The sequence below is a fragment of the Nocardia acidivorans NBRC 108247 genome, assembly GCF_001625085.1.
In the GTDB taxonomy this organism is placed as follows: Bacteria; Actinomycetota; Actinomycetes; order Mycobacteriales; family Mycobacteriaceae; genus Nocardia; species Nocardia acidivorans.
Window position 1 is genome coordinate 54,896 of sequence record NZ_BDAW01000039.1, and the last position, 18,940, is coordinate 73,835.

At 68.6% G+C, this 18,940-nt stretch carries 15 protein-coding genes; 8 read left to right on the forward strand and 7 right to left on the reverse strand.

Features of this window, described 5'->3' with window-relative positions:
* Positions 1-50 precede the first annotated feature (50 nt).
* From NA10_RS21780 to NA10_RS21795, 4 genes are read left to right on the forward strand one after another with little or no spacing between them, the layout of a single operon-like run.
* Complete coding sequence (locus tag NA10_RS21780; protein WP_067570862.1) at positions 51-1,379, forward strand: phenylacetate--CoA ligase family protein; 1,329 nt, start codon at positions 51-53, stop codon at positions 1,377-1,379.
* Complete coding sequence (locus NA10_RS21785; protein WP_157556667.1) at positions 1,376-1,957, forward strand: AMIN-like domain-containing (lipo)protein; 582 nt, start codon at positions 1,376-1,378, stop codon at positions 1,955-1,957. The genes NA10_RS21780 and NA10_RS21785 overlap by 4 nt, the downstream gene beginning before the upstream one ends.
* Positions 1,954-3,384 (forward strand): P-loop NTPase family protein, encoded by a 1,431-nt coding sequence (locus tag NA10_RS21790; protein ID WP_067570865.1) that lies wholly within the window; start codon positions 1,954-1,956, stop codon positions 3,382-3,384. Before NA10_RS21785 ends, NA10_RS21790 begins: the two co-directional genes overlap by 4 nt.
* Entirely contained in the window at positions 3,381-4,895 is a 1,515-nt protein-coding gene (locus NA10_RS21795) for an O-antigen ligase family protein (RefSeq protein WP_067570867.1), read from the forward strand. The genes NA10_RS21790 and NA10_RS21795 overlap by 4 nt, the downstream gene beginning before the upstream one ends.
* Here the strand turns inward: NA10_RS21795 and NA10_RS21800 are convergent.
* The 6 genes from NA10_RS21800 to NA10_RS21825 are packed head-to-tail and all read right to left on the reverse strand — an operon-like array spanning position 4,856 to position 12,835.
* Entirely contained in the window at positions 4,856-6,058 is a 1,203-nt protein-coding gene (locus NA10_RS21800) for a glycosyltransferase family 4 protein (protein WP_067570869.1), read from the reverse strand. The two genes, NA10_RS21795 and NA10_RS21800, sit on opposite strands and share 40 nt — an antisense overlap.
* Positions 6,055-7,200, reverse strand: a complete 1,146-nt coding sequence (locus NA10_RS21805) for a glycosyltransferase (protein WP_245677635.1) — start codon at positions 7,198-7,200, stop codon at positions 6,055-6,057. The genes NA10_RS21800 and NA10_RS21805 overlap by 4 nt, the downstream gene beginning before the upstream one ends.
* On the reverse strand, positions 7,197-8,261 hold the full coding sequence (locus tag NA10_RS21810; RefSeq protein ID WP_067570875.1) for a glycosyltransferase family 4 protein: 1,065 nt from the start codon (positions 8,259-8,261) through the stop codon (positions 7,197-7,199). Before NA10_RS21810 ends, NA10_RS21805 begins: the two co-directional genes overlap by 4 nt.
* A gap of 11 nt (positions 8,262-8,272) precedes the next feature.
* A complete protein-coding gene (locus tag NA10_RS21815; protein ID WP_067570876.1) occupies positions 8,273-9,676 on the reverse strand; it encodes a hypothetical protein in 1,404 nt (467 codons plus the stop codon).
* Complete coding sequence (locus NA10_RS21820) at positions 9,673-11,409, reverse strand: oligosaccharide flippase family protein (protein ID WP_067570877.1); 1,737 nt, start codon at positions 11,407-11,409, stop codon at positions 9,673-9,675. Before NA10_RS21820 ends, NA10_RS21815 begins: the two co-directional genes overlap by 4 nt.
* The gene (locus NA10_RS21825) at positions 11,402-12,835 is read right to left on the reverse strand and encodes a polysaccharide pyruvyl transferase family protein (RefSeq protein ID WP_067570879.1); all 1,434 of its coding nucleotides are present in this window, start codon (positions 12,833-12,835) and stop codon (positions 11,402-11,404) included. The genes NA10_RS21820 and NA10_RS21825 overlap by 8 nt, the downstream gene beginning before the upstream one ends.
* A 178-nt stretch (positions 12,836-13,013) precedes the next feature.
* Here NA10_RS21825 and NA10_RS36970 point away from each other — a divergent pair, with 178 nt between their 5' ends.
* Genes NA10_RS36970 through NA10_RS21845 form a run of 4 tightly spaced genes read left to right on the forward strand, consistent with a single transcriptional unit; the run spans position 13,014 to position 17,343 of the window.
* Entirely contained in the window at positions 13,014-14,225 is a 1,212-nt protein-coding gene (locus NA10_RS36970) for a GNAT family N-acetyltransferase (protein ID WP_157556668.1), read from the forward strand.
* 60 nt (positions 14,226-14,285) lie between these two features.
* Positions 14,286-15,440 carry a glycosyltransferase family 4 protein gene (locus NA10_RS21835; protein WP_157556669.1) on the forward strand — a complete coding sequence of 385 codons (1,155 nt, stop codon included), beginning with the start codon at positions 14,286-14,288 and terminating at the stop codon, positions 15,438-15,440.
* A 30-nt stretch (positions 15,441-15,470) separates the two neighbouring features.
* Positions 15,471-16,463, forward strand: coding sequence for an NAD-dependent epimerase/dehydratase family protein (locus NA10_RS21840; RefSeq protein ID WP_084515104.1), 993 nt, complete (start codon positions 15,471-15,473; stop codon positions 16,461-16,463).
* A 4-nt stretch (positions 16,464-16,467) separates the two neighbouring features.
* A complete protein-coding gene (locus NA10_RS21845; protein ID WP_084515105.1) occupies positions 16,468-17,343 on the forward strand; it encodes a polysaccharide lyase family 20 protein in 876 nt (291 codons plus the stop codon).
* On the opposite strand, the gene NA10_RS21850 is transcribed toward NA10_RS21845, so the two are convergent.
* Positions 17,338-18,630 carry an exopolysaccharide biosynthesis polyprenyl glycosylphosphotransferase gene (locus tag NA10_RS21850; protein WP_245677636.1) on the reverse strand — a complete coding sequence of 431 codons (1,293 nt, stop codon included), beginning with the start codon at positions 18,628-18,630 and terminating at the stop codon, positions 17,338-17,340. The genes NA10_RS21845 and NA10_RS21850 overlap by 6 nt on opposite strands.
* Between the last annotated feature and the right edge of the window lie 310 nt (positions 18,631-18,940).

The following is an 18,940-nucleotide window of genomic DNA, read 5'->3' on the forward strand; positions in this document are numbered from 1 at the left end:
AGTCGAGGCCGGAACCTTCGCGGGGGCCCGGCTGGGGGGTTGCTGAGTACATGATTTTGGCGAGCGTGGGCTTGGGCGTGAAATATCGGCTCCGGCGCGCTCATCCGCGTCGCGGGGCGATCGAACGCACGCTGGCGCGGCTGGAAGGAGCCGATGCGGCCGCGCTCCAGGAGTTTCAGGAACGACGTTTGCGGGGTTTGGTGCGGATCGCGGCGACGCGGTCACCGTTCTATCGCGAGTACTTCCGGACCAGCGGGGTGGATCCGGCGAGTATCCGCACCCTGGCGGACCTGCCCGCGCTGCCGTTGATCTCGCGGCAGGAGCTGGCCGAACGGGCCGATGACTTCCGCACGCTGCCGCGGCGACTGATGTGGTCGGTGCGCTCGGGAGGCACGTCCGGGGTGCCGATCGAGTGCTATCGGACGATCCACTCCTCGATCTTCGAACTGGCGGCGATGGAGCGGCAGTGGAGCTGGTTCGGGCTGCCCGCCGATGCGCGCCGGGTGGTGCTGCGCGGTAGCGGATTCGCCAGCGACGGAACGCACGGCCCCACCCTGGCCCTGCCGGGGGCGCGGCAATTGCTGGTCTCCAGCTATCACCTGACGCCGGATCGAATCGAGTTGATAGAGCAGAACATTCGCCGGTTCCGTCCGGATGTCATCGAGGGCTGGCCGTCGAGCATCGCGTTGCTGGCCGCACTGCTGCGCGATCGCCACAGCACGATTCGGGTGCGGGCCATCATCACCTCCTCGGAATTGATGGCCCCGGGGCAGCGCACCCTCATGCGGGAGGTGTTCGACGCGCCGATCGTCGATCACTACGGGCAGACCGAGCGGGTGGCCATGGCGGGCACCTGTGAGGCGGGCGGGTATCACGTCTTCCCGCACTACGGGATCGTGGAGCTGCTCCCGGTGCCGGGGGCGGGTTCGCGCTGCGAGATCGTCGGAACCTCCCTGCAGAACAATGGTTTTCCGCTCTTCCGGTATCGCACCGGCGATGAGGTGCACCCCGCCGAGCCGGGCCCGTGCCCGTGCGGGCGGGCGTTTCCGCTGCTGGGCGTGGTGGACGGCCGGGTGGAGGACACCTTCACCGCCGCCGATGGCCGGCCGCTGCCGCTGCCCTCGAGCGTGGTCGACGATCTGACCGGATTGCGCGAGGCGCAGATCGCCCAGTTGCGGCCGGGCGTCTTCGAGCTGAGAGTGGTACCCGGCACCGGATTCTGCGAATCGCGGACCGTCGCGCACGCGCGGCGCAATGTGGCGCAGCAGTTCGGTCCGGGTCAGGAGGTGGGTGTGCGGGTGTTCGACCGACTACCCCGGCCGCGCAGCGGCAAGCTCAAGACCGCGGTGGTCGAGCATGCCGAGCGCCTACAGCCATGACGAGAGGGGCAGTCGCCGTGCGATTGGCGAAAATGGCGGTGCTGGCGGCGATTCCGCTGCTGGTGACGGCCTGCGGCGGGGGCTCCGCGCCACCGCCCGGGCCGGTGTCGCCCAGCACCACGGCCGCACCGGTCGACGAGTTCGTCCCCAAGACCCGCACGCCCGATCCGGCGGCGGTGGGCATCGGGCTGACCACTATCGCACTGTCCTCGACCGATAAGACCGATCGGGTCACCTTCCAGTTCACCGGCAGCGCCGTACCGGGCTGGGCGGTGCACTACGTCAAACAGGCGGTCTCCAATACCAGTACGCTGTCGGAGTTCCCGGTGCAGGGTCAGTCGATCATCGAGGTGCTCATTCGCGAGGCGGCCAATCCCTTCGAATCGGGGGTGCCGCCCTACTCCGGTCCACCGGTCGTCACCGATCCCGAGCTGCGCACCATCGGTGAGGTCCGGTACGCCAGCGCGCTGCGCGGGGTGACCCAGGCGTTCATCGGCCTGGCCACCCCGCAGCGCGCGTTCCGGGTGACCGCGCTGACCGATCCGATCCGGATCGTGGTGGAGGTGGATCACAAATGACCGTCGAGCCGACTACCCGCACACCCAATACCCTGGTGGTACTGCGCGATCGGATCTGGCAGCGGCGCCGGCTGGTGACGGCCATCGCGCTGGTCGCCGCCTTCGGGGCGTATCTGACCGCGCACGGGCACACCACCACCTACACCAGCCGGGTGCTGGTCTCGGCGGCCTCCACCCGGCCGCCGACCCAGGACGCGATCCTCGCGCAGGGCTACACCTACTACCTCAACGATCCGACGTATCAGTCCAGCCTGCGGCAGAAGCAGGGCTTCCCGGCCGGCATCTCCGCCTTCTCGGCCGAATTCGTCACGGCCAGCCCGCTTTTCTACGTCCAGGTCATCGCGGCCACGCCCACGGCCGCGACCACTGCCGCACCGCAGGTCGCGCAGCTGTTCATCGATGACATCAACGGGCGTCTGGATGCCAGTCGCAGTGCCACCGCCGCCGATATGACCGCGGCCATGCTGCGGGTGTGGGGTGATCGGCTCTCGGCCAACGATCCCAGCGCCTTCACCGCGCAGATCCAATTGCAGCAGCAGATCGATCAACTCAATGCCAATGACGCCAATCGGCTGACGATTCTGCAATCGGGTGCGGGCGCGATGGGCATCGGCCCGGGCAAGACCCGCACCCTGGCGACCGGCCTGGTGGGCGGCGTCATTCTCGGCTGTGTGGTGGCGCTGATGGCCGGTGCGGGGACGCGACGGCTGTACAACGACTACGACGTGGTGGAGAAGACCGGTGTGCGGCCGTTCGATGTGATTCCGCCCGGCGGCTCCCCGGCGCGGGAGGCCCGTCGCGAGGTGGCGGTGCGCCATGTGTCGAATCTGGTGGCGCGCGCGGCCACGCACTCCCCCACTTCCATTGCGGTGATACCGGTTTCGACGGGTCGCAGTGCCGATCAGATCGCCCGCGCCATTGCCGAACAGCGCGCGGCGCAGGGCTCGCGCACGGTGTTCGTCAATGCCGATCTGCGCACCGCCGATTACGGGCCGCGCCAGTGGGGCGTGGCGGAATACCTGCGCGGACTGGTCGGCGATGTGCGCGATCTGGTGAAGACCACCGGTTTCGAGGGTTTCACCGAGATCGCCTCAGGCGAGACCGCGGCCGATCCCTATCCGCTCTTCGACCGTGACCGCGTACGCGAGCTGTTCCGAACCGCCGGTGCGGCAGCCGATTTGGTGATCATCGCGGTGCCGCCGATCAGCACCGCGCCCGAGTCCCAGATTGTCGCCGATATCGCGGATCAGACCTTGCTCGTCATCGAGCGCGGCAACAGCCGGGTGCGCGATGTCGAGGAGGCGGTACGGGCGGTGAATCAGGTGGGTGCGCAGGTGATGGGCGCGCTCTTCGTCGATACCGTGGAGCCGGATCCGCCGATCTGGCAGCGCCTGCGCCGACCGGCCGAATCCCGGACCGCCCCATGACGTTCCGGTTCCCGAGTGTGGACCGGCTGACGCAATTCGCGGTCCTGGCGGCCACGCTGATCGTCGGCTTCGGAGCCGTGCTCGCGGTCTCGCCCAAGGCCCCGGGCGGTGTCGGCACCGTGGCGGCGGCGGGCGGTATCGCCGCGGTGCTCGTGGTGATCGGATTGCGCGATCCGCGCTGGGCTTTCGTGTTCCTGATGGTGGCGACCTTTCTGCGCCCGGCCATTCCGAAGATCCTGCCCACCACCGATCCGTTCATTCTGGCGTTCGGCGGTGTCCTGATCGCCACCCTGGCGTGGGTGCGCGGGCATCCCGAGCGCCGGGTCTCCCTCGGCGCGCTGGAGTGCGCCATGGGGCTGTACCTGCTGTGGAATATCGATTCGATTCTGCAACCGCACGAGTACAAGCCGATTCTGTATCCGCTCACCGGCGTCATGCTGGACCTGTGGCGGTATCTGATCATCGGCACCGGGATTCCGTTCGCCATGTATCTGGTGTCGCGGATGATCTTCGATACCCGCCGCGCCGTCGGGATTCTCATCACCACGCTGCTGACGTGCAGCGCGTACTCGGCCTGGGTGAGCATCCTGCAATTCCACGGCCCCAAGGCGCTGGTGTGGCCGAAGTACATTGTGCTGGCCCCGGCCTGGACCGAGCGCGCGGTGGGACTGCCGAATCAGCCCGAGGTGAACGGGCTGATTCTCATCGTGGGCTATGTGCTCGCCCTGGTGCTGCTCGGCACCGAGCAGCGGCCGCGCTGGCAGCAGCTGTCGCTCGCGGTGATCGCGGCGGCGTGCGCGTATTCGGTCTTCCTCACCCATACCCGGTCCATCTGGCTGGATTTCGCGGTGGTGGTGCTGGCGGGCATCGTGCTGGGTAGGGGATATCGCATCGGTTTCGTGGTGACCGCACTCGGCACCGTGATGATCATCGCGTTGAACTGGTCCACCTTCACCAGTTCCGATCGCAAGGCGGGCGGTGTCGCCTCCACCAATGAGGTGTACGACCGGCTCAATGCCGATGCCACCGCGGTGTGGGCGTTCCTGCGGAAGCCGTTCAGCGGGTGGGGGCTCGGCCGCTTCGTCTCGGTGAATACCTATCGGCACCAGCAGTATTCGCCGAGCACACCGTGGGAGCGCGGGCTCGGCATTCCCGCGCACGAGACCGAACTCGGCATTCTGGCCGAGCTCGGCATCGTCGGACTGCTGCTGTGGCTGACCGTGCTGGTACTGCTGGCGCGCCGCCTGCTCATCGCATATTTCCGACTGCCCGCCGACGGTCTGATGGGCCGCCCGCTCGCCTTCATCGCGCTCACGGCGTTCATGTCGCTGGTGCTGGGCGGGCTCTTCGTGGATCTACGACTCTTCGACTATCCCAGTGCCATGGTCTTCGCCCTGGTGGGCGCGGCGGTCGGCGCGGCCGATCGGGCATCGAAACGCCCGATCGTCGATCCCTTGGCCGCCGGTGCGGATCATCGAGCGGCATTGCGGGCGCGCAAGACTCTCGCGTAGAAGTCGACGAGGTTTTTTCGCGAAGTGTCCCAGGACAATTCGCGTTCCACCCGGGCGCGACCGAGGCTGCCCATGCGGTCGCGGCGGGCCGGATCGTCCAGGAGTTCGGCAATGGCCTCGGCGAAACCGAGTTCGTCATTGTCGGCCACGTATACCGCGGCCGCGCCCGCCGAAACGCGCGCCTCGGTGAGGTCGAAGGAGACCAGCGGCCGGGACATGGCCATGTACTCCACGACCTTGTTCATGGTGGAGACGTCATTGAGGGGATTGCGCGGGTCCGGGGACAGGCAGATATCCGCGGTGGATAGGCAGGTCTGGAGGAATTCGTCCGATACCCGGCCGGTGAACTCGACGAGATCCCCGAGCCCGAGTTCCCCGGACAGCGCGACCAGATCATCGAAGGCGTCACCGCTGCCCATGAAAATGAAATGGATATCGGTGCGCCCCAGCTTGTCTCGCAGCAGCGCTATCGCGCGCAGGGCGTAGTCGACACCGTCCTGCGGACCCATGACGCCGAGATACGCACCGAGATAGGTCTTTCCGCGCTTGAGCTCGGGATCCGGTGCGCGCGCGATGAACTTCGACAGGTCCGGTGCGCTGCGCACCACCGTCACCAGGTCCGGGGCCATCCGGCCGCGGGTGATGGCGACCTGCCGATAGCTCTCATTGGTGGAGATGACCGCGTCCGCGCAGGCGAAGGTCACCCGTTCGAGCAGCTTCGACACCCGGTAGAGCGGTCCGGCGCCGCCGAATCGGGACAGGAACAGCTCGGGCACCAGGTCGTGGTGATCGAAGACGAATCGTGTCCCGCCGACCCGCAGCACCAGCGCGATCAGGAACAGCAGATCCGGCGGATTGCACGCCTGCACCACATCGATCGGCCCCTCGCGCCGCACCCGCCACGCCAGGCGCAGCGTATGCCACAGTGCGAGTGAGTATTCCCGCAGATAGCCGGCGGGTCCGCCGGTGGCTGCGCGCAGCGGATACCGCAGGATGCGCACGCCGTCGATGGTCACCTCGGGTTCCCGGTCCTGTTTACCGCCCATGGGGCAGATGACCGTGACCCGGTGGCCCGCGTCGACCAGCGCCCGGCTCTCCTGCCAGACCCGCCGGTCGAACGGCACCGAGAGATTCTCCACCAGGATCAGAATGTGTCCGCTCACCTGTTCACGACCTCTTCCAGTGCCTGCTCCGCGACCGCAATGCTCGATTTCAGGGTGAAATTCATCTCGACGCGAGCGCGCGCCGCCAGGCCCATGCGCTTGCGGGCCGGGGTATCGGACAGCACCTCGATGAGCCGTCGTGCCAGTTCTGCCGGATCGCGCGGCGGGACAAGGTATCCCGTCTCACCGTCGGCGATCATCTCGGGAATGCCGCCCACCGCCGTGCAGACCGCCGGGCGCGCGGCGGCCATGGCTTCGAGCAGAGCCATGGGGAAGCATTCGACGCTGTAGCTGCTCAGGACGAAGACGTCCAGGGCGCGCAGCAGGGTCGCGATATCGGGGCGATTGCCCGCCATGACGACTCGGTCGCCGAGCGCGGAGGCCGCGACCCGCGCCTCGATCGCAGCGCGCATCGGGCCGTCGCCGACAATGAGAAACTTTGCCGCGGGGAGCTTTTCGGCGACCAGGCGGGCCGCTTCCAGGAAGGTGGCGTGATCCTTCTCCGGGCGCAGCGCCGCGATGATTCCGACTACGAGATCATCCGGACCGATCCCCGCTTCCGCCACGGCGGCGCGACCATCGGCGATCTCGAAGGCGGACGGGTCGACCCCGTTGTAGATCACCTTGATCTTGGACTCCGGATATCCGAGATCAGCTGCCATGTACCGGATCTGGGCACGCGCCACGCCGAAATACGCCGCGGTGCGCCGGTCCAGAATCCGATCCACCGCGGTCCGGAACCGCCCGCGCGGCTCGATATCGCCGTAGTTGTGCACCCAGACAATGGCATTCGGCACGCCCGCACGCCACGCCGCGATCCGGCCGAGCGCCTCGGCGTTGTAGCCGCGGGTGATCACCACATCCGGGCGCTGTGCCCGCATGGCCCGCACCAGATCCCGCAGTGCCGGACCCGCCTGCCGTTTGCTGCGATGCAGTGCCCGCGCGGGCACACCGGCGGCGGTGAGGTGGGCGAACAACTCCCCTTCTTCGCCGATACAGATGACCGAGGGGGCGAAGCGCGTCCGATCCAGTGCGGGCAGCAGGGTGGTGACATGCCGTTCGGCTCCGCCGACGCGCAGATCCGGGACCACGTACAGCACTCGAATCGGCTGGCGTGTCCCGGTGTTCATCGCGGTGTTCATCGCACCACCTCCCGGTAGATGCCGTCGAAGCGGCGGCAGACGACGGCGATATCGAACCGGTCGCGCACCCGTCGCAGCGCGGCCGCGCCCAGTCGGCCGCGCAGTTCGGTATCGCGCACCACCCGGCCCAGCGCCTCGGCGAGCGGTTCCACCGCACCGGGCGGCACCATGAGCCCGCACCCGTCGTCGATCAGATCCGGGATACCGCCGACCGGGCAGGTGACCACGCACAGACCGCGTGCCATGGCCTCCAGGATCGCCATCGGCTGACCCTCCCGGTGCGAGGGCAGCACCAGCACCTGCGAGGCGGCGAGCAGCTCCGGAATTTCCTGCGGGCCAATCCATCCGGTGACCTCCACACTGGTGTCGATACCGAGGTCGGCGACCATTTTCCGGGCCCGTTCCACCGCGCCGTCGCCCGCGATGATCAATCGCGCCGCGGTCTCACCGGCCGACAGCACCATCCGCTGCCAGGCTTCGAGCAGGGTGAAGGCGCCCTTGCGCTCCCCGATCTCCCCCAGGAACAGCACCTGCACCGGTGCGCCCGAGTTCTGCTCCACCTGCGCCGCGGGCCGGATCGCATTGGACACCACGATGATCCGCGCACTCGGCGCGATATCGCGCAGCGCCGCCGCCCACGGTTCACCGAGCGCGACCACCACGGCCGCACCGCGCAGGGCGTCCCGGATGGCGGCCCGCAGCAGGCCCGGCGCTTCGTCGTAGAAGACGCTGAAATCGGAGCCGTGCACATGCAGCACAACGGGTTTGCGCGCGGCCCGCGCGATCAACTCGAACAGGTACTTGCGCGGAAAACTGCCGTACGAGGACAGGTGCAGGTGCACGAGTGCGGGCCGGTGCACCGCCAGCCAATACAGGTAGACGAACACCGCCCGCGCGTACACCACCAGTTTGGTTCCGATGCCGCCGTCGCGATGGGTGGCCACGTGCCGAATATCCCAGTCGGTCCAGATCGGCGTCGCGCGCATTTCCCGGACGAAGGTGGCCACGCCGCCGCGCGTGGACATGCTCGTCGATACCCACAGCGCCCGTTGTCGTTTCATCTCCGCCCGCGCTATTCGGGTCCGCGCGCGGGGGTGAACACCCGCTCGCCCGGGGCCGCCGCGCGCGCCGGGGCGGGTGCGGCGTCATCGCCGGTCCTTACCGGAGCGTCGATCAGGACAGCGCCCAGCACGGTGGTGTCGACCGCCTCGAGCAGGCGGTGTGCCCGCCGGGCGGGGCCGGACCTGGTCGCGCCACGCTCACAGACCAGTACCGTGAGTCCGGCGGTGGCCGTGATCACCTGTGCCTCAACGGCATCCAGCAGCGGTGGCGCGATCACCACCACCAGATCGGCACGCTCGTGCAGGTGGGTCAGCAGGCGGGTGAATCGCTCCCGGCTGAGCGTGGTGAACGGATCATCGCCGGTGCTGCCCGGTAGCAGTTCGCGCAGATACGGATTCCGGGTCTGGATCAGCACCTTACCGAGATCGGCGCGTCCGGCGAGGATTTCGGCCACCCCGGTACCGCTGGGCCTGCGCAGATCCGCGTGCACCAGAATGGTGCGCACCCCCTGCCGCGCGCGCTCATCGGCGATCGCGCGGGCCACGATCTCCACGCCCGCGCCCGCTTCGGGGGCGACCACGGCCACCGCCGCGCGTTCGGCGGGTGCGGTCAGTCCGACGGCGGTCACCACCTGTTTGAGCGCCCGATCCCGTTCCGCCGCATACTTCTCCGACTCACCCGGCACCACGGCGAGTGCGGTCACGCCCACCTTCTGCTCGAGGTCGTCGGCGGTGCGCAAGCGCCGCGACACCACCCCGAGCACCAGGGCGACCAGGCAGCCGATGAGCAGACCGCCGACTCCGTACGACAGCAGCGCGGGCCAGCGCGCCGGATCCTTGCGCACCACCTCCGAGGCCAATTGCAGATCGATCAGCTTGTTCGAGGTGTCGGCGTTGATGCGATTGATCTGATCCTGCATCTGGCTCAGCGACACATCGCTGACCACGCCGTTGGCGGCGCGAATGTCATCGAACGGCTTGCGCACGGCCGCGATGGCGGCGTCCTGGGCGGCGCGCAGCCGGGCGTTGATCTCATCGCGAAAGGCGGTGCCCGCCTTGGTCGCCGCGTCCTGGGCCTGCCGCGGTGAGTCGGCCGTCGCCTCGATATAGAGGATGGGACTCGAGGCCACCGTTCTGGCCGTCAGGGTCACCCCGCCGGGCAGCCCCGCACTGGATTTGAGCTTGGCCTGGTACGCCGGATCGGCGAAGTACGTCGCATAACCCACCGACAGCACCGCGTCCTGATCGGGGGCGCGGTTCGGTGAGCCGACCGTCATGGCCACCCGGCCGGTGTACGCGGGCTGCGCGCCGAGCGTACTCACGAATCCGAGCGCGACCGCCAGCACCGTGATCGCCAGCACCAGCCATTTGCGGTGCCAGATCCGCTGCCCGTGAACTCTTGCGGCGCTGTTCAATTCGTCTCCCTCGAAGGATCGGGCTCCGCGTTCCTGGGTATCGCGGTCCCCTCGACGTCGTTACGTCCCCGGCGTGGCGCCAGTCGAGCGGCCAGGCGCGCGAAGCCGCGGACCACCTCCGGCGCGAGCGCCCACAGCGCCAGCAGATAGATCACCGTGAAGGCGACCGTGTCCAGGATGAGCATCCCGAGCGCGAGCAGCAGTGGCCGCGTATCCGCGTGCAGCACCTGATGTTCCAGGCACCAGGTGGCGACCAGCGCCAGCACCGCTGCGGGCAATGGCGGTCCGACCGCGCGCAGCAGCGCGGTCGGTGAGATGCCCATGACCGATCGGGCCAAGGTCGTCACCAGGACGGCGACGGCCAGCATGGTCCCGGAGGTGGCCAGCCCGACCCCGACCAGGCCGAAGTATTTGACCAGCACCAGCAGTAACCCGATACCGAGCACGATCTCGGTCGCGGTCTGCCAGTTCAGGAGTTTGGTCCGGCCCACACCCTTGATGGCCTCCTCGCTCACGCTCATCCAGGCTTTGCCGATACCGAGCCCGGCCATGGCCACCAGCAGCGCACCGGCCTCGCGCCAGCGTTCGCCGAAGACCACCACCACCGCCGGTTCGCCGAGCGCGACGATCAGTCCGGACAGCGCCGCCGCGCCCACCGTGGTGAGCCGGATGGCCCGCAGATACGCGGCCTCCATCCGGCCGGGGTCCCGCTCCTCGGCGATCCGCGCGAAGGCCGGAAACAGCGAGAACGCACCGACTTCCACAATGAACCGCACCGGAATCTGCGCGATCCGCTGCCCGTACCGGTAGTGCCCGAGCGCCGCCGAACTGAGGCCGCGCCCGACCACCGCGGCCTCCACGGTGCTCTGCACCCGCGCGCCCAGCATGTTCACCACCACCGGTGAGCCGTAGCGGGCCAGCTCGCGCCACAGCCGGATCGACGCCCGCCCGCGCCCGGGCCGCCACCGGGCCAGCCACCACACCGTGATCACCCAGACCACATAGGAGGCATAACTGCCGATGACCATGCTCCAGACGCCGAATCCGCAGGCGGCCAGCGCCACCGAGACGACGGCGAAGCTCACCGAGACCGCCGGGCCGACAATGATGCGGCGCTTGACGCTGAAATCGCGTTGCAGCAGGGCTTCGGGCACATTGGTCAGCGCGAAGATGAGCAGGAAGCCGGAGGTCGTCGCCGCGATCAGCCCGATGGTGCGATTGTGGAAGACCATGCCGATGACGGGCGCGGCGGCCAGCGCGCCGAGCGTCATCGCCAGGCCGTTGACCAGCGAGGCGCGGAAGACGGTTTCGGCGGTGTCCGCCACCTCCGTCTCGCGTTGCACCAGACCGGATCTGAGCCCGCCCTCGACGAAGGTGGTCAGCAGCATGGTGAGCACGGTGCCCGCCGCGAAAACGCCCACCTCGGCCGGGCTCAGCAACCGCGCCAGCGCGATGGTCTGCCCGAACGAGACCAATTCACCGAAGGCCAGCGCCGCCGCGGAGGCGAGGGCGACCCGGCCGACCTGTTTGGTGAACGTCGAACCGCCCTCGGAGGGAACGGATTCGCCGCCCCGCCCGAGGGATTCGAGGGTGGGCGGCGCACCCGGCTCCACGCGGGTCAGGGCGGTGGGCAGATAGATCTCGACGGTGTCGGCATCGTGGATATGCCGCAGAATCAGGTCGTAGGCCCGGATCGAGGCCCGGTCCGGATTATCGCCGTCGTGTCTATGCATGCTCGACGTGCGTCCGTTCGAGCAACTCGAATAGTCGCTCGTAGAGCTGCTGACCGCTCGCCACCTGCTCGTCGGCCCTGGCGCGTAGCCCATCCCGCAGCTGCGGGGCATCGTCCCAGGCATCGGTGACGGCGGCCCCGAGCCGTTGCACGAATTCGGGATCGTCGAAATGCACCAGGCGTAGCCCGCCTTTGAACATATCGTCCAGGCCCAGGAACTTGTCGTCGTAGTACTCGGTGGAGGTGAGCCCTACGACCGGAATGCCCTGGCTGAGCGCGAAGACCGCGAGGTGGTAGGCGCCGGTGACCAATACCCGGCATGAGGCGAGCTGTGTGGCGATATCGGCGGGGCGCACGAATCGCGGCAGTGGCGCAGCGGGATTCGCGCTGCCGCGCACCAGCGGCACGGTGGTGGCGCGATCGGGTGATCCGGGCGTCTCGGCGATGATGAGCGGTACCAGTCGCGCCCCGAACCTGGCCGCCGCCGTACGCACGGCAATGCCGACACCGTCCTGTGCGCGCCGCGCCACCGGCGAGTATTTCGCCACCCGCAGGCATACGCCGATATCCCCGCCCAGCTCTTCCGAGCGGGCATCGCGCGCGAGTTCGATCGCGTCGTCACCGGTTACGGTCACCGCGCTCGGCGACACCCCGAACGATTCCAGCAGCGCCGGACCGCGCCGCCGCTCGCGCAGGGCCAGCAGCGGCAGTCTCGGCAGTACCCGGGCCGCCCGCGCGGACAGGTGCGGATCGCGCAGCGGGCCGATGCCCTGACCGACCAGTGCGGTGGGAATGCCGCGATCGCAGGCGTATTCGAGCAGATCGAAGACTCGACCGGCCTGCGGGATATCGGCATCGGTGAGGTATCCGCCGCCGAGCCCGAGCACCAGCGACGCACCGCGCACCGCCCGCGCCGCACCCGGATGGCGCTGCTCGATCCGCGGCGGCGTTCCCGGATCCGTGAAGGAGATGGTGTCGCCGTTGGCCGCTGACTCCCCGGGCCGCCCCGCGTCCGAGGCGGTGCCGGTCTCGCCGCCCAGCACCGCGGCCCGGCCGCCGATCCGGTCGCGCAGCGCGTTCCGCACGCGAATCGCTCGGGGCAGCAACCAGGCTCGTGCCCGCAGCCAGCCGATGGCCACCGGGCCGACCACGGCCGGCCCCAGTGCCGCGGCCAGCCGTTCGCGCGGTCCCGGATCGCCCCAGGGATCGCGATCGCCGACGGTGATGCCGACCGCCCCGGGGAAGTACGCCGCCACCAGTGCGGGCGATTCGGTCATGATGCCGATGCGCACCAGCGGCCAGCGGGCGCGCACCCGGCGCACCGTCACCTCGAGCATGGCCATATCGCCGTAGTTGCGGAGCCAGTACTCGCTGTTCTCGATGAGGACCCGGTGCCCGGATCCCCCGCACGGCAGTCCGGTTCCCATCTTCGACCTCCCCCGGCCACGCACCCGTGCCGTACCTTGCGTTCGGCTCCGATTGCACTGCAACAGTATCTCAATTAGCCACACCCACAACCGCTTTGCAAGTCTTCGCACCCCCATGCGCAGCGGATTCACCGCCACGCGACACCCCCGCGCGAGATTCTCCGGTAGCGTCGAGGACATGCCGCCACTCGCCGCGGTCACCGGGTCCGCCCGCGGACGCATCGAGCTCGGCCCGGTCCTGGTCGCCGGGCATCGGGTCGCGCTGCGCACCACCGCGCTATCGGATTTCCAGGACTGGCGCGCCATCCGCCTGCGCGACCGCGAACTCATCGAACCGTATTGGACCTCTTCGGCATTGAGCTGGGAACAACGTCACTCCCGGTCCTGGTGGATACGAGAATTCCTGCGGCAGCGGCGGGCCCGGGCGGCCGGTCGCGCGGTCCAGCTGAGCGTGCTGGTCGACGGGGACTTCGCGGGTCAGTGCACCCTGGCGCCCATCGATCCCCGCAATCACAGTGCCGAGCTGGGCATTTGGCTGGATTCGCGGCGGGCCGGACACGGGGTCGGCACGGTGGCGGGCGCGCTCACCACCGACTTCGGCTTCCAGGCGCTCGGCCTGCATCGGATCACCGCGCCGGTGTGCGTCGGCAACCATTCGGCGCGCGGGGCGAGCGCGCGGGGTGGAATGTCCCTGGAGGCGGTCATGATTCGCGCCCTGAGCGTGGGCGGGCAGCCGCGTGATCATGAGCTGTGGGCGGTCACCGCGGACACGGCGCCAACCGGTGGGTATGTGACGGCTCTCATTGCCTCCGGCACTGCCACCGAACGGATTTCGGTGCATCCGCCGTCCGCGTTCAGCCGAATGGCCGAGCACTGGCGCGCCGTGCGCACCGCCGCGCCGCTGTCGGTGCTCCTCATCGCCGCGCGGTACTACCTCGGCGCACCGCTGCGCCGCGACCCCGCGAACACACTCGCCCTCCCGGACGGGCTCTACACCCACGACACCGGCAACCATCCGATATCCCTGCGGAAACACCAGTCCCGCTTACGATCTCGCCGCGCTGCCAGCACCCGCTACGAGATCACCGCCGCGCGCCGACCCCTCGGCAATCTGCTCGTCGACACCGCCGGGCCGCATCCGCGCCTCACCCTCGAACTCTCCCCGGACCCCGCCGATACCAAGGCGGCGGCCACCGCCCTCCAGCTGCTGATCGACTACACCCGCGATGAGCTGCGCCTGGACCGCGTGGAAGCCTTTCTGGATCCCGCCGCCACCCATCTACCCGCCATTGCCGAGGCGGCCGGGCTGCACCGCGAGGGCGTGCTCACCGGCGCCCGGGTCGGCCCGGACGGTCGTTTTCGCGATGTCGAACTGTGGGCCGCGATATAGAGTGCGCGTAGCCCAGGTCTGCGGGGGACGGCTGTGGCGGTGACGCATCGAGGAGCACACGTGGGCCTGAACGTTGTCATGATCGCGACCTATCCGCTGGAACCCGGCCGAATCGTGGGCGGAATCGAATCCGTCACCAGCACACTGGTTCCCGCGCTCGCCGCCCGGGACGAGATCGACACCCTGACCGTGCTGCGCTTCCACACCGGAGAAGCGCCGGTGCCCACCCGCCGCGAGGGACCGAAGGTGGAGATCCGCTATCTGCTCGGACAGCGCCGGCTGGGCGTGGCCACCGGTTCGTATCTCGATGTGCGCCGGGCGCGCAGGATCATCGCCGAACTCGCCCCGGATGTGGTGCACGCCCAGGAGATCGGGGTGCGCGGCGATATCGCCACCCAGATCAGCCCCAACGCCATCGTGACCGTGCACGGCCTGGTGCACCTGGAGACGAAACTCCAAGCGCGCGTAAGCATCAAGGAACGCATTCGGGTCCACCTGGTCGAGGCCATGGTGCGCCGGGTGCTGCGCCGCGCCAAGGTCGTCATCTCCATCTCCGACTACGACGCCGAGGCCCTCACCGGCATGGTGCACGGCGAGCACATCAGCATTCCCAATCCGACCGCTCCGGAATTCTTCGCGCTCGCGCCGTCGGCCGAGACCGAACCGCGGCTGCTGTTCGCCGGGGTGCTGTCCCCGCGCAAGAATCCCGAGGGCCTGCTCACCGCCTTCGCCCTTGCGGTGCAACAGGTTCCGGAGGCGCGCCTGATCATGGTCGGCCCGCAGCCGGATCCGGGCTACGCCGCCGCCATTCGCGCACACGCCGCCGAGCTCGGGTTGGACGAGCAGATCGAATTCACCGGCATGGTCGACAATGACCGGCTGCGCGCGGAGATCGCCGCGGCCCGCGCGGTGGTGCTCTTCTCCCGGGAGGAGACCTCACCGACCATTCTGGCCCAGGCCATGGCCGCCGGGAAGCCGGTCATCTCCTCGCGCGTGGGCGGCATTCCGGAGATGGTGACCGAGGGCGTGAACGGTTATCTGGTCGATCCGGACGATGTCGGCGCGTTCGCCGTGCGCATGGTCGAACTGCTCGAAAATCAGGAACTGGCATTGGATCTCGGCCGCCGCGGGCATGCCAGAGCCCTGGAGAAATTCGAGCCGGACGCGGTGGCGCGCCGGACGGTCGAAACATATCTCCGCGTCGCCGGGATGTAGAGGACGTCGAATACCCAACGGGGAGAGACCGTGACCGCAGCACAGCAGGACCTGAACTGGACCGGCGCGAAGGTATTGGTGACCGGCGGGGCCGGATTCATCGGATCGCATCTGGTCGAACTACTCGTCGCGGCCGGGGCGGAGGTGAGCGTGCTGGACGATCTGACCTCCGGCAGCCGCGAGAATCTCAGCGCCGTCGCCGACGCGATCGCCCTGCACGAGAAGGACATTCGGCAGATCGACTGGCAGGAGTACCTCACCGACCATCCCGCCGAGGTGATCCTGCACCTGGCCGCCAACGCCTACGTCCCACCGTCGGTGGAGGATCCGGCCTTCGACTGTGAACTCAACTTCCAGACCACCTTCCGGCTGCTGGACGCGCTGCGCGCGCGGAACTGGCCGGGCCGCCTGGTCTTCGCCTCCAGCGCCGCCGTCTACGGCAATTCGGTGCGCATCCCCATCGGCGAGGACGATCCCACCGTGCCGATCTCCCCGTACGGGGTGGGCAAGCTGGCCGCCGAACGCTATCTCGCGGTCTTCGCCCAGCTGTACGGGCTGAATATGGCCTCGGTGCGGTTCTTCTCGGCCTTCGGGCCGCGCCAGCGCAAACAGGTGGTCTTCGATCTGCTGGCCAAACTGGATCGCGATCGGGAACGGCTCTTCATCCACGGGGACGGCACCCAGGTGCGCGATTTCCTCTTCGTCGGCGATGCCGCGCGCTCGGTCATGATCGTGGCGGCGAACGCGCCACTGCGCGGGGAGGTCTACAACGTGGGCGCGGGCCGCGAGTACACCATCGATCAGCTCGCCAAAACGCTCTGCGCCATTACCGGGCTCACCCCCGAATTCGACTACAGCGGCAGCAATCGGCCCGGCGATCCGGAGAAGCTGGTGGTGGACATCTCCCGGCTCAATGCCATTGGCTACCAACCGCTCACGGACTTCGACCAGGGCTTGACCAGCACTGTAGCCTGGTTCGAGTCCTTGACCGACGCCGCCTGGCGTCGCCGAACACAGGAGTAGCTCGTTGTGGTTGGCCCGCGCTCTCGGCATCGTGCTGCTCTCCCTGCTCGCGGGCTGCGCCGACTCCGAGGTCACCCCCCTGTCCCCCACCGTCACCACGACCGTTGCCGAGCCCCTGGTGGCGGACCGCTTCGTCGGCGACTTCGAGACCGGCAATTTCGACCAGTGGGCGAACTGTCAGAACGTGCTGGTGCGCAGTGAGCCCTGCACCAGTTACCACAATCCGACCAGCCGTATGGAGGTCGAGTCGGCGGTGGTCCGGCAGGGTCGCTACGCCGCCAGATTCGAAGTGCACCAGGGTGATATGCCCGCCAACCTCTGTTGCGGCGACCGCGCCGAGGTGAGCGGTGAGGAGGCCACCCGCTCCGATGAGGGCGACGACCGCTGGTACCAGTGGAGCACCCGCTTCGGCGCGGGCTTCCCCGCCGATCGGGGCTGGACCGTACTGTCGCAATGGCATGCCGACGAGGACGGTCCGCCGCCGCTGGCCGTGGCCTCGGGACCCACCAATGTGGGGATGAACCGCTGGGGCGTGGTGGTCTCCACCTACGACGCTCCCGGCCACCCCGGCCCCACCTTCACACCGTGGAGCGCGGAGATCGTCACCGACTCCTGGATCGATATCAAAATGCATGTGAAGTGGTCGGTGCACGATGAGGTCGGCTTCATCGAACTCTGGATCGGCGGGGTGCCGCAGGTCTTCGGCGACGCGCCGTGCGCGGGCCAAACCCGCTGTATGGTCCGCACTCTCATGCCGCGCGGCGGCGGCACCTACTTCAAACAGGGCTACTATCGCGATCCCGCCATCGACGCACCGGGCGTGGTGTACCACGACGGCTTCACCGCGGCCAAGAACGAGGCGGCCCTCGCGCCGCTATAGCGCCCGGCCCCGGCTCACCGCGCCGATGGTCTTGACGATCATGAGCAGATCCAGCAGGGCCGACCAGTTCTCCACGTACGAAAGGTCCAGGCGCATGGCGTCTTCCGGGGTCAGGTAGGAGCGACCGCGCACCGGCCACAACCCGGTCACGCCGGGTCGCATCAGCAGTCCGCCGCCCGCCTCGCCGACCGCCGGATCCCCGGGGAGTCGCACCTGCGGGCGCGGGCCGACAATGCCCATCTCCCCGCGCAGCACATTGAGGAACTGGGGCAGCTCGTCGAGCCGATACCGGCGGATCACCCTGCCCACCGGTGTCATTCGCGGATCCTCACCGGGTTCGAGCAGCGCGTCGATATGCACGCCGGGCTCGACGTACATGCTCCGGAACTTGAACATGCGGAATGGTCGGCCGTCCCGGCCGATGCGCTCGGAGCGGTAGAACACCGGTCCGCTGCTGGTGGCCTTGATCGCCACCGCGATGGCCAGCAGCAGCGGCGCGACGGCGGCCAGGGCGATCAGCGCGAAACAGAAGTCGAAGGCGCTCTTGCGCATCGACCTGGCGCGCCCGTAGCGCGGCTTCGCGACCTGGAGCACCGGCATATCCGCCACGATCCGATGGGTGATCCGGGTGCCGGCGATCCCGACCAGGCTCGGCATCACCAGCAGTTCGATGCCCAGTTCGTCCAATTCCCAAGCCAGGCTTCGGAAATCGTCGAGCTCCAGGGAATCGGTGCGGGTGATCGCCACGGCCTCGGCCCCGGTGGCCCGCACCACCGCGAGCACCGTGCGCGGACCGCCGTCGCCGGTGCAGACGCCGATGACCTGGTACCCCTGCCCCGGATCGCGCGCGAAAGTCGCCGCCATGGCCTGTGCCGCTTCGGGATTGCCGACCACCAGCAGTGCCGCGCGATACCCACCGCGCGCCCGCTGCCGCGCCACCCAGCGGCGCCACAGCGCCCGTTCGCCCAGGAGCCCACAGCCGCCCAGCAGCAGCGCGACAATCAGGTAGCTTCGCGATATGCCCAGGCAGAGCAGCATGGAGATGATGGCGACGGCACCGAAGAGCTTGAGCGACACCGTGATCACCTGCCGGGACTCCTCGGCGCCGAGCGCGCGCAGCGCCCGGGTGCCGGTCAGGGCCAGCGCCGCACTCCAGGCAGCGATCAGCAATACCGAGAGCGCGGTGTAGCTCAGGCCCATCGGCAGCACACCGGCGGCTCCGCCCGCGCAACCGGCCTGCGCGATCGCCACGGCGACGCCGAGTACGGCGAGATCGGTCGCCCCCACCCTGCGGGCGTAATCACGCTGTCGCCGTTCGTGATCCGTACGTGGCGCCGGTCTGGCGAACCGGCCGCCGCGCACGAGACGACCAGCGGAAATCTCGAAACTCATGGACGAACGCACCTCCCCCACGGGAGAACTCGGTTCCGATCCCCACTGATCAGTTCCACGAAACGGGCTGATATCGGTCCCCGCCGTACCGCAGGGGATGCCGACTTTTTCGGTGGTAAGAAGCCGAATGTTACACACCGGGAACAGCCGCGACACCGAAAACTACGGGCCGCCAATGTTTCCGGGAAGTAGCCGGAAAGCATTG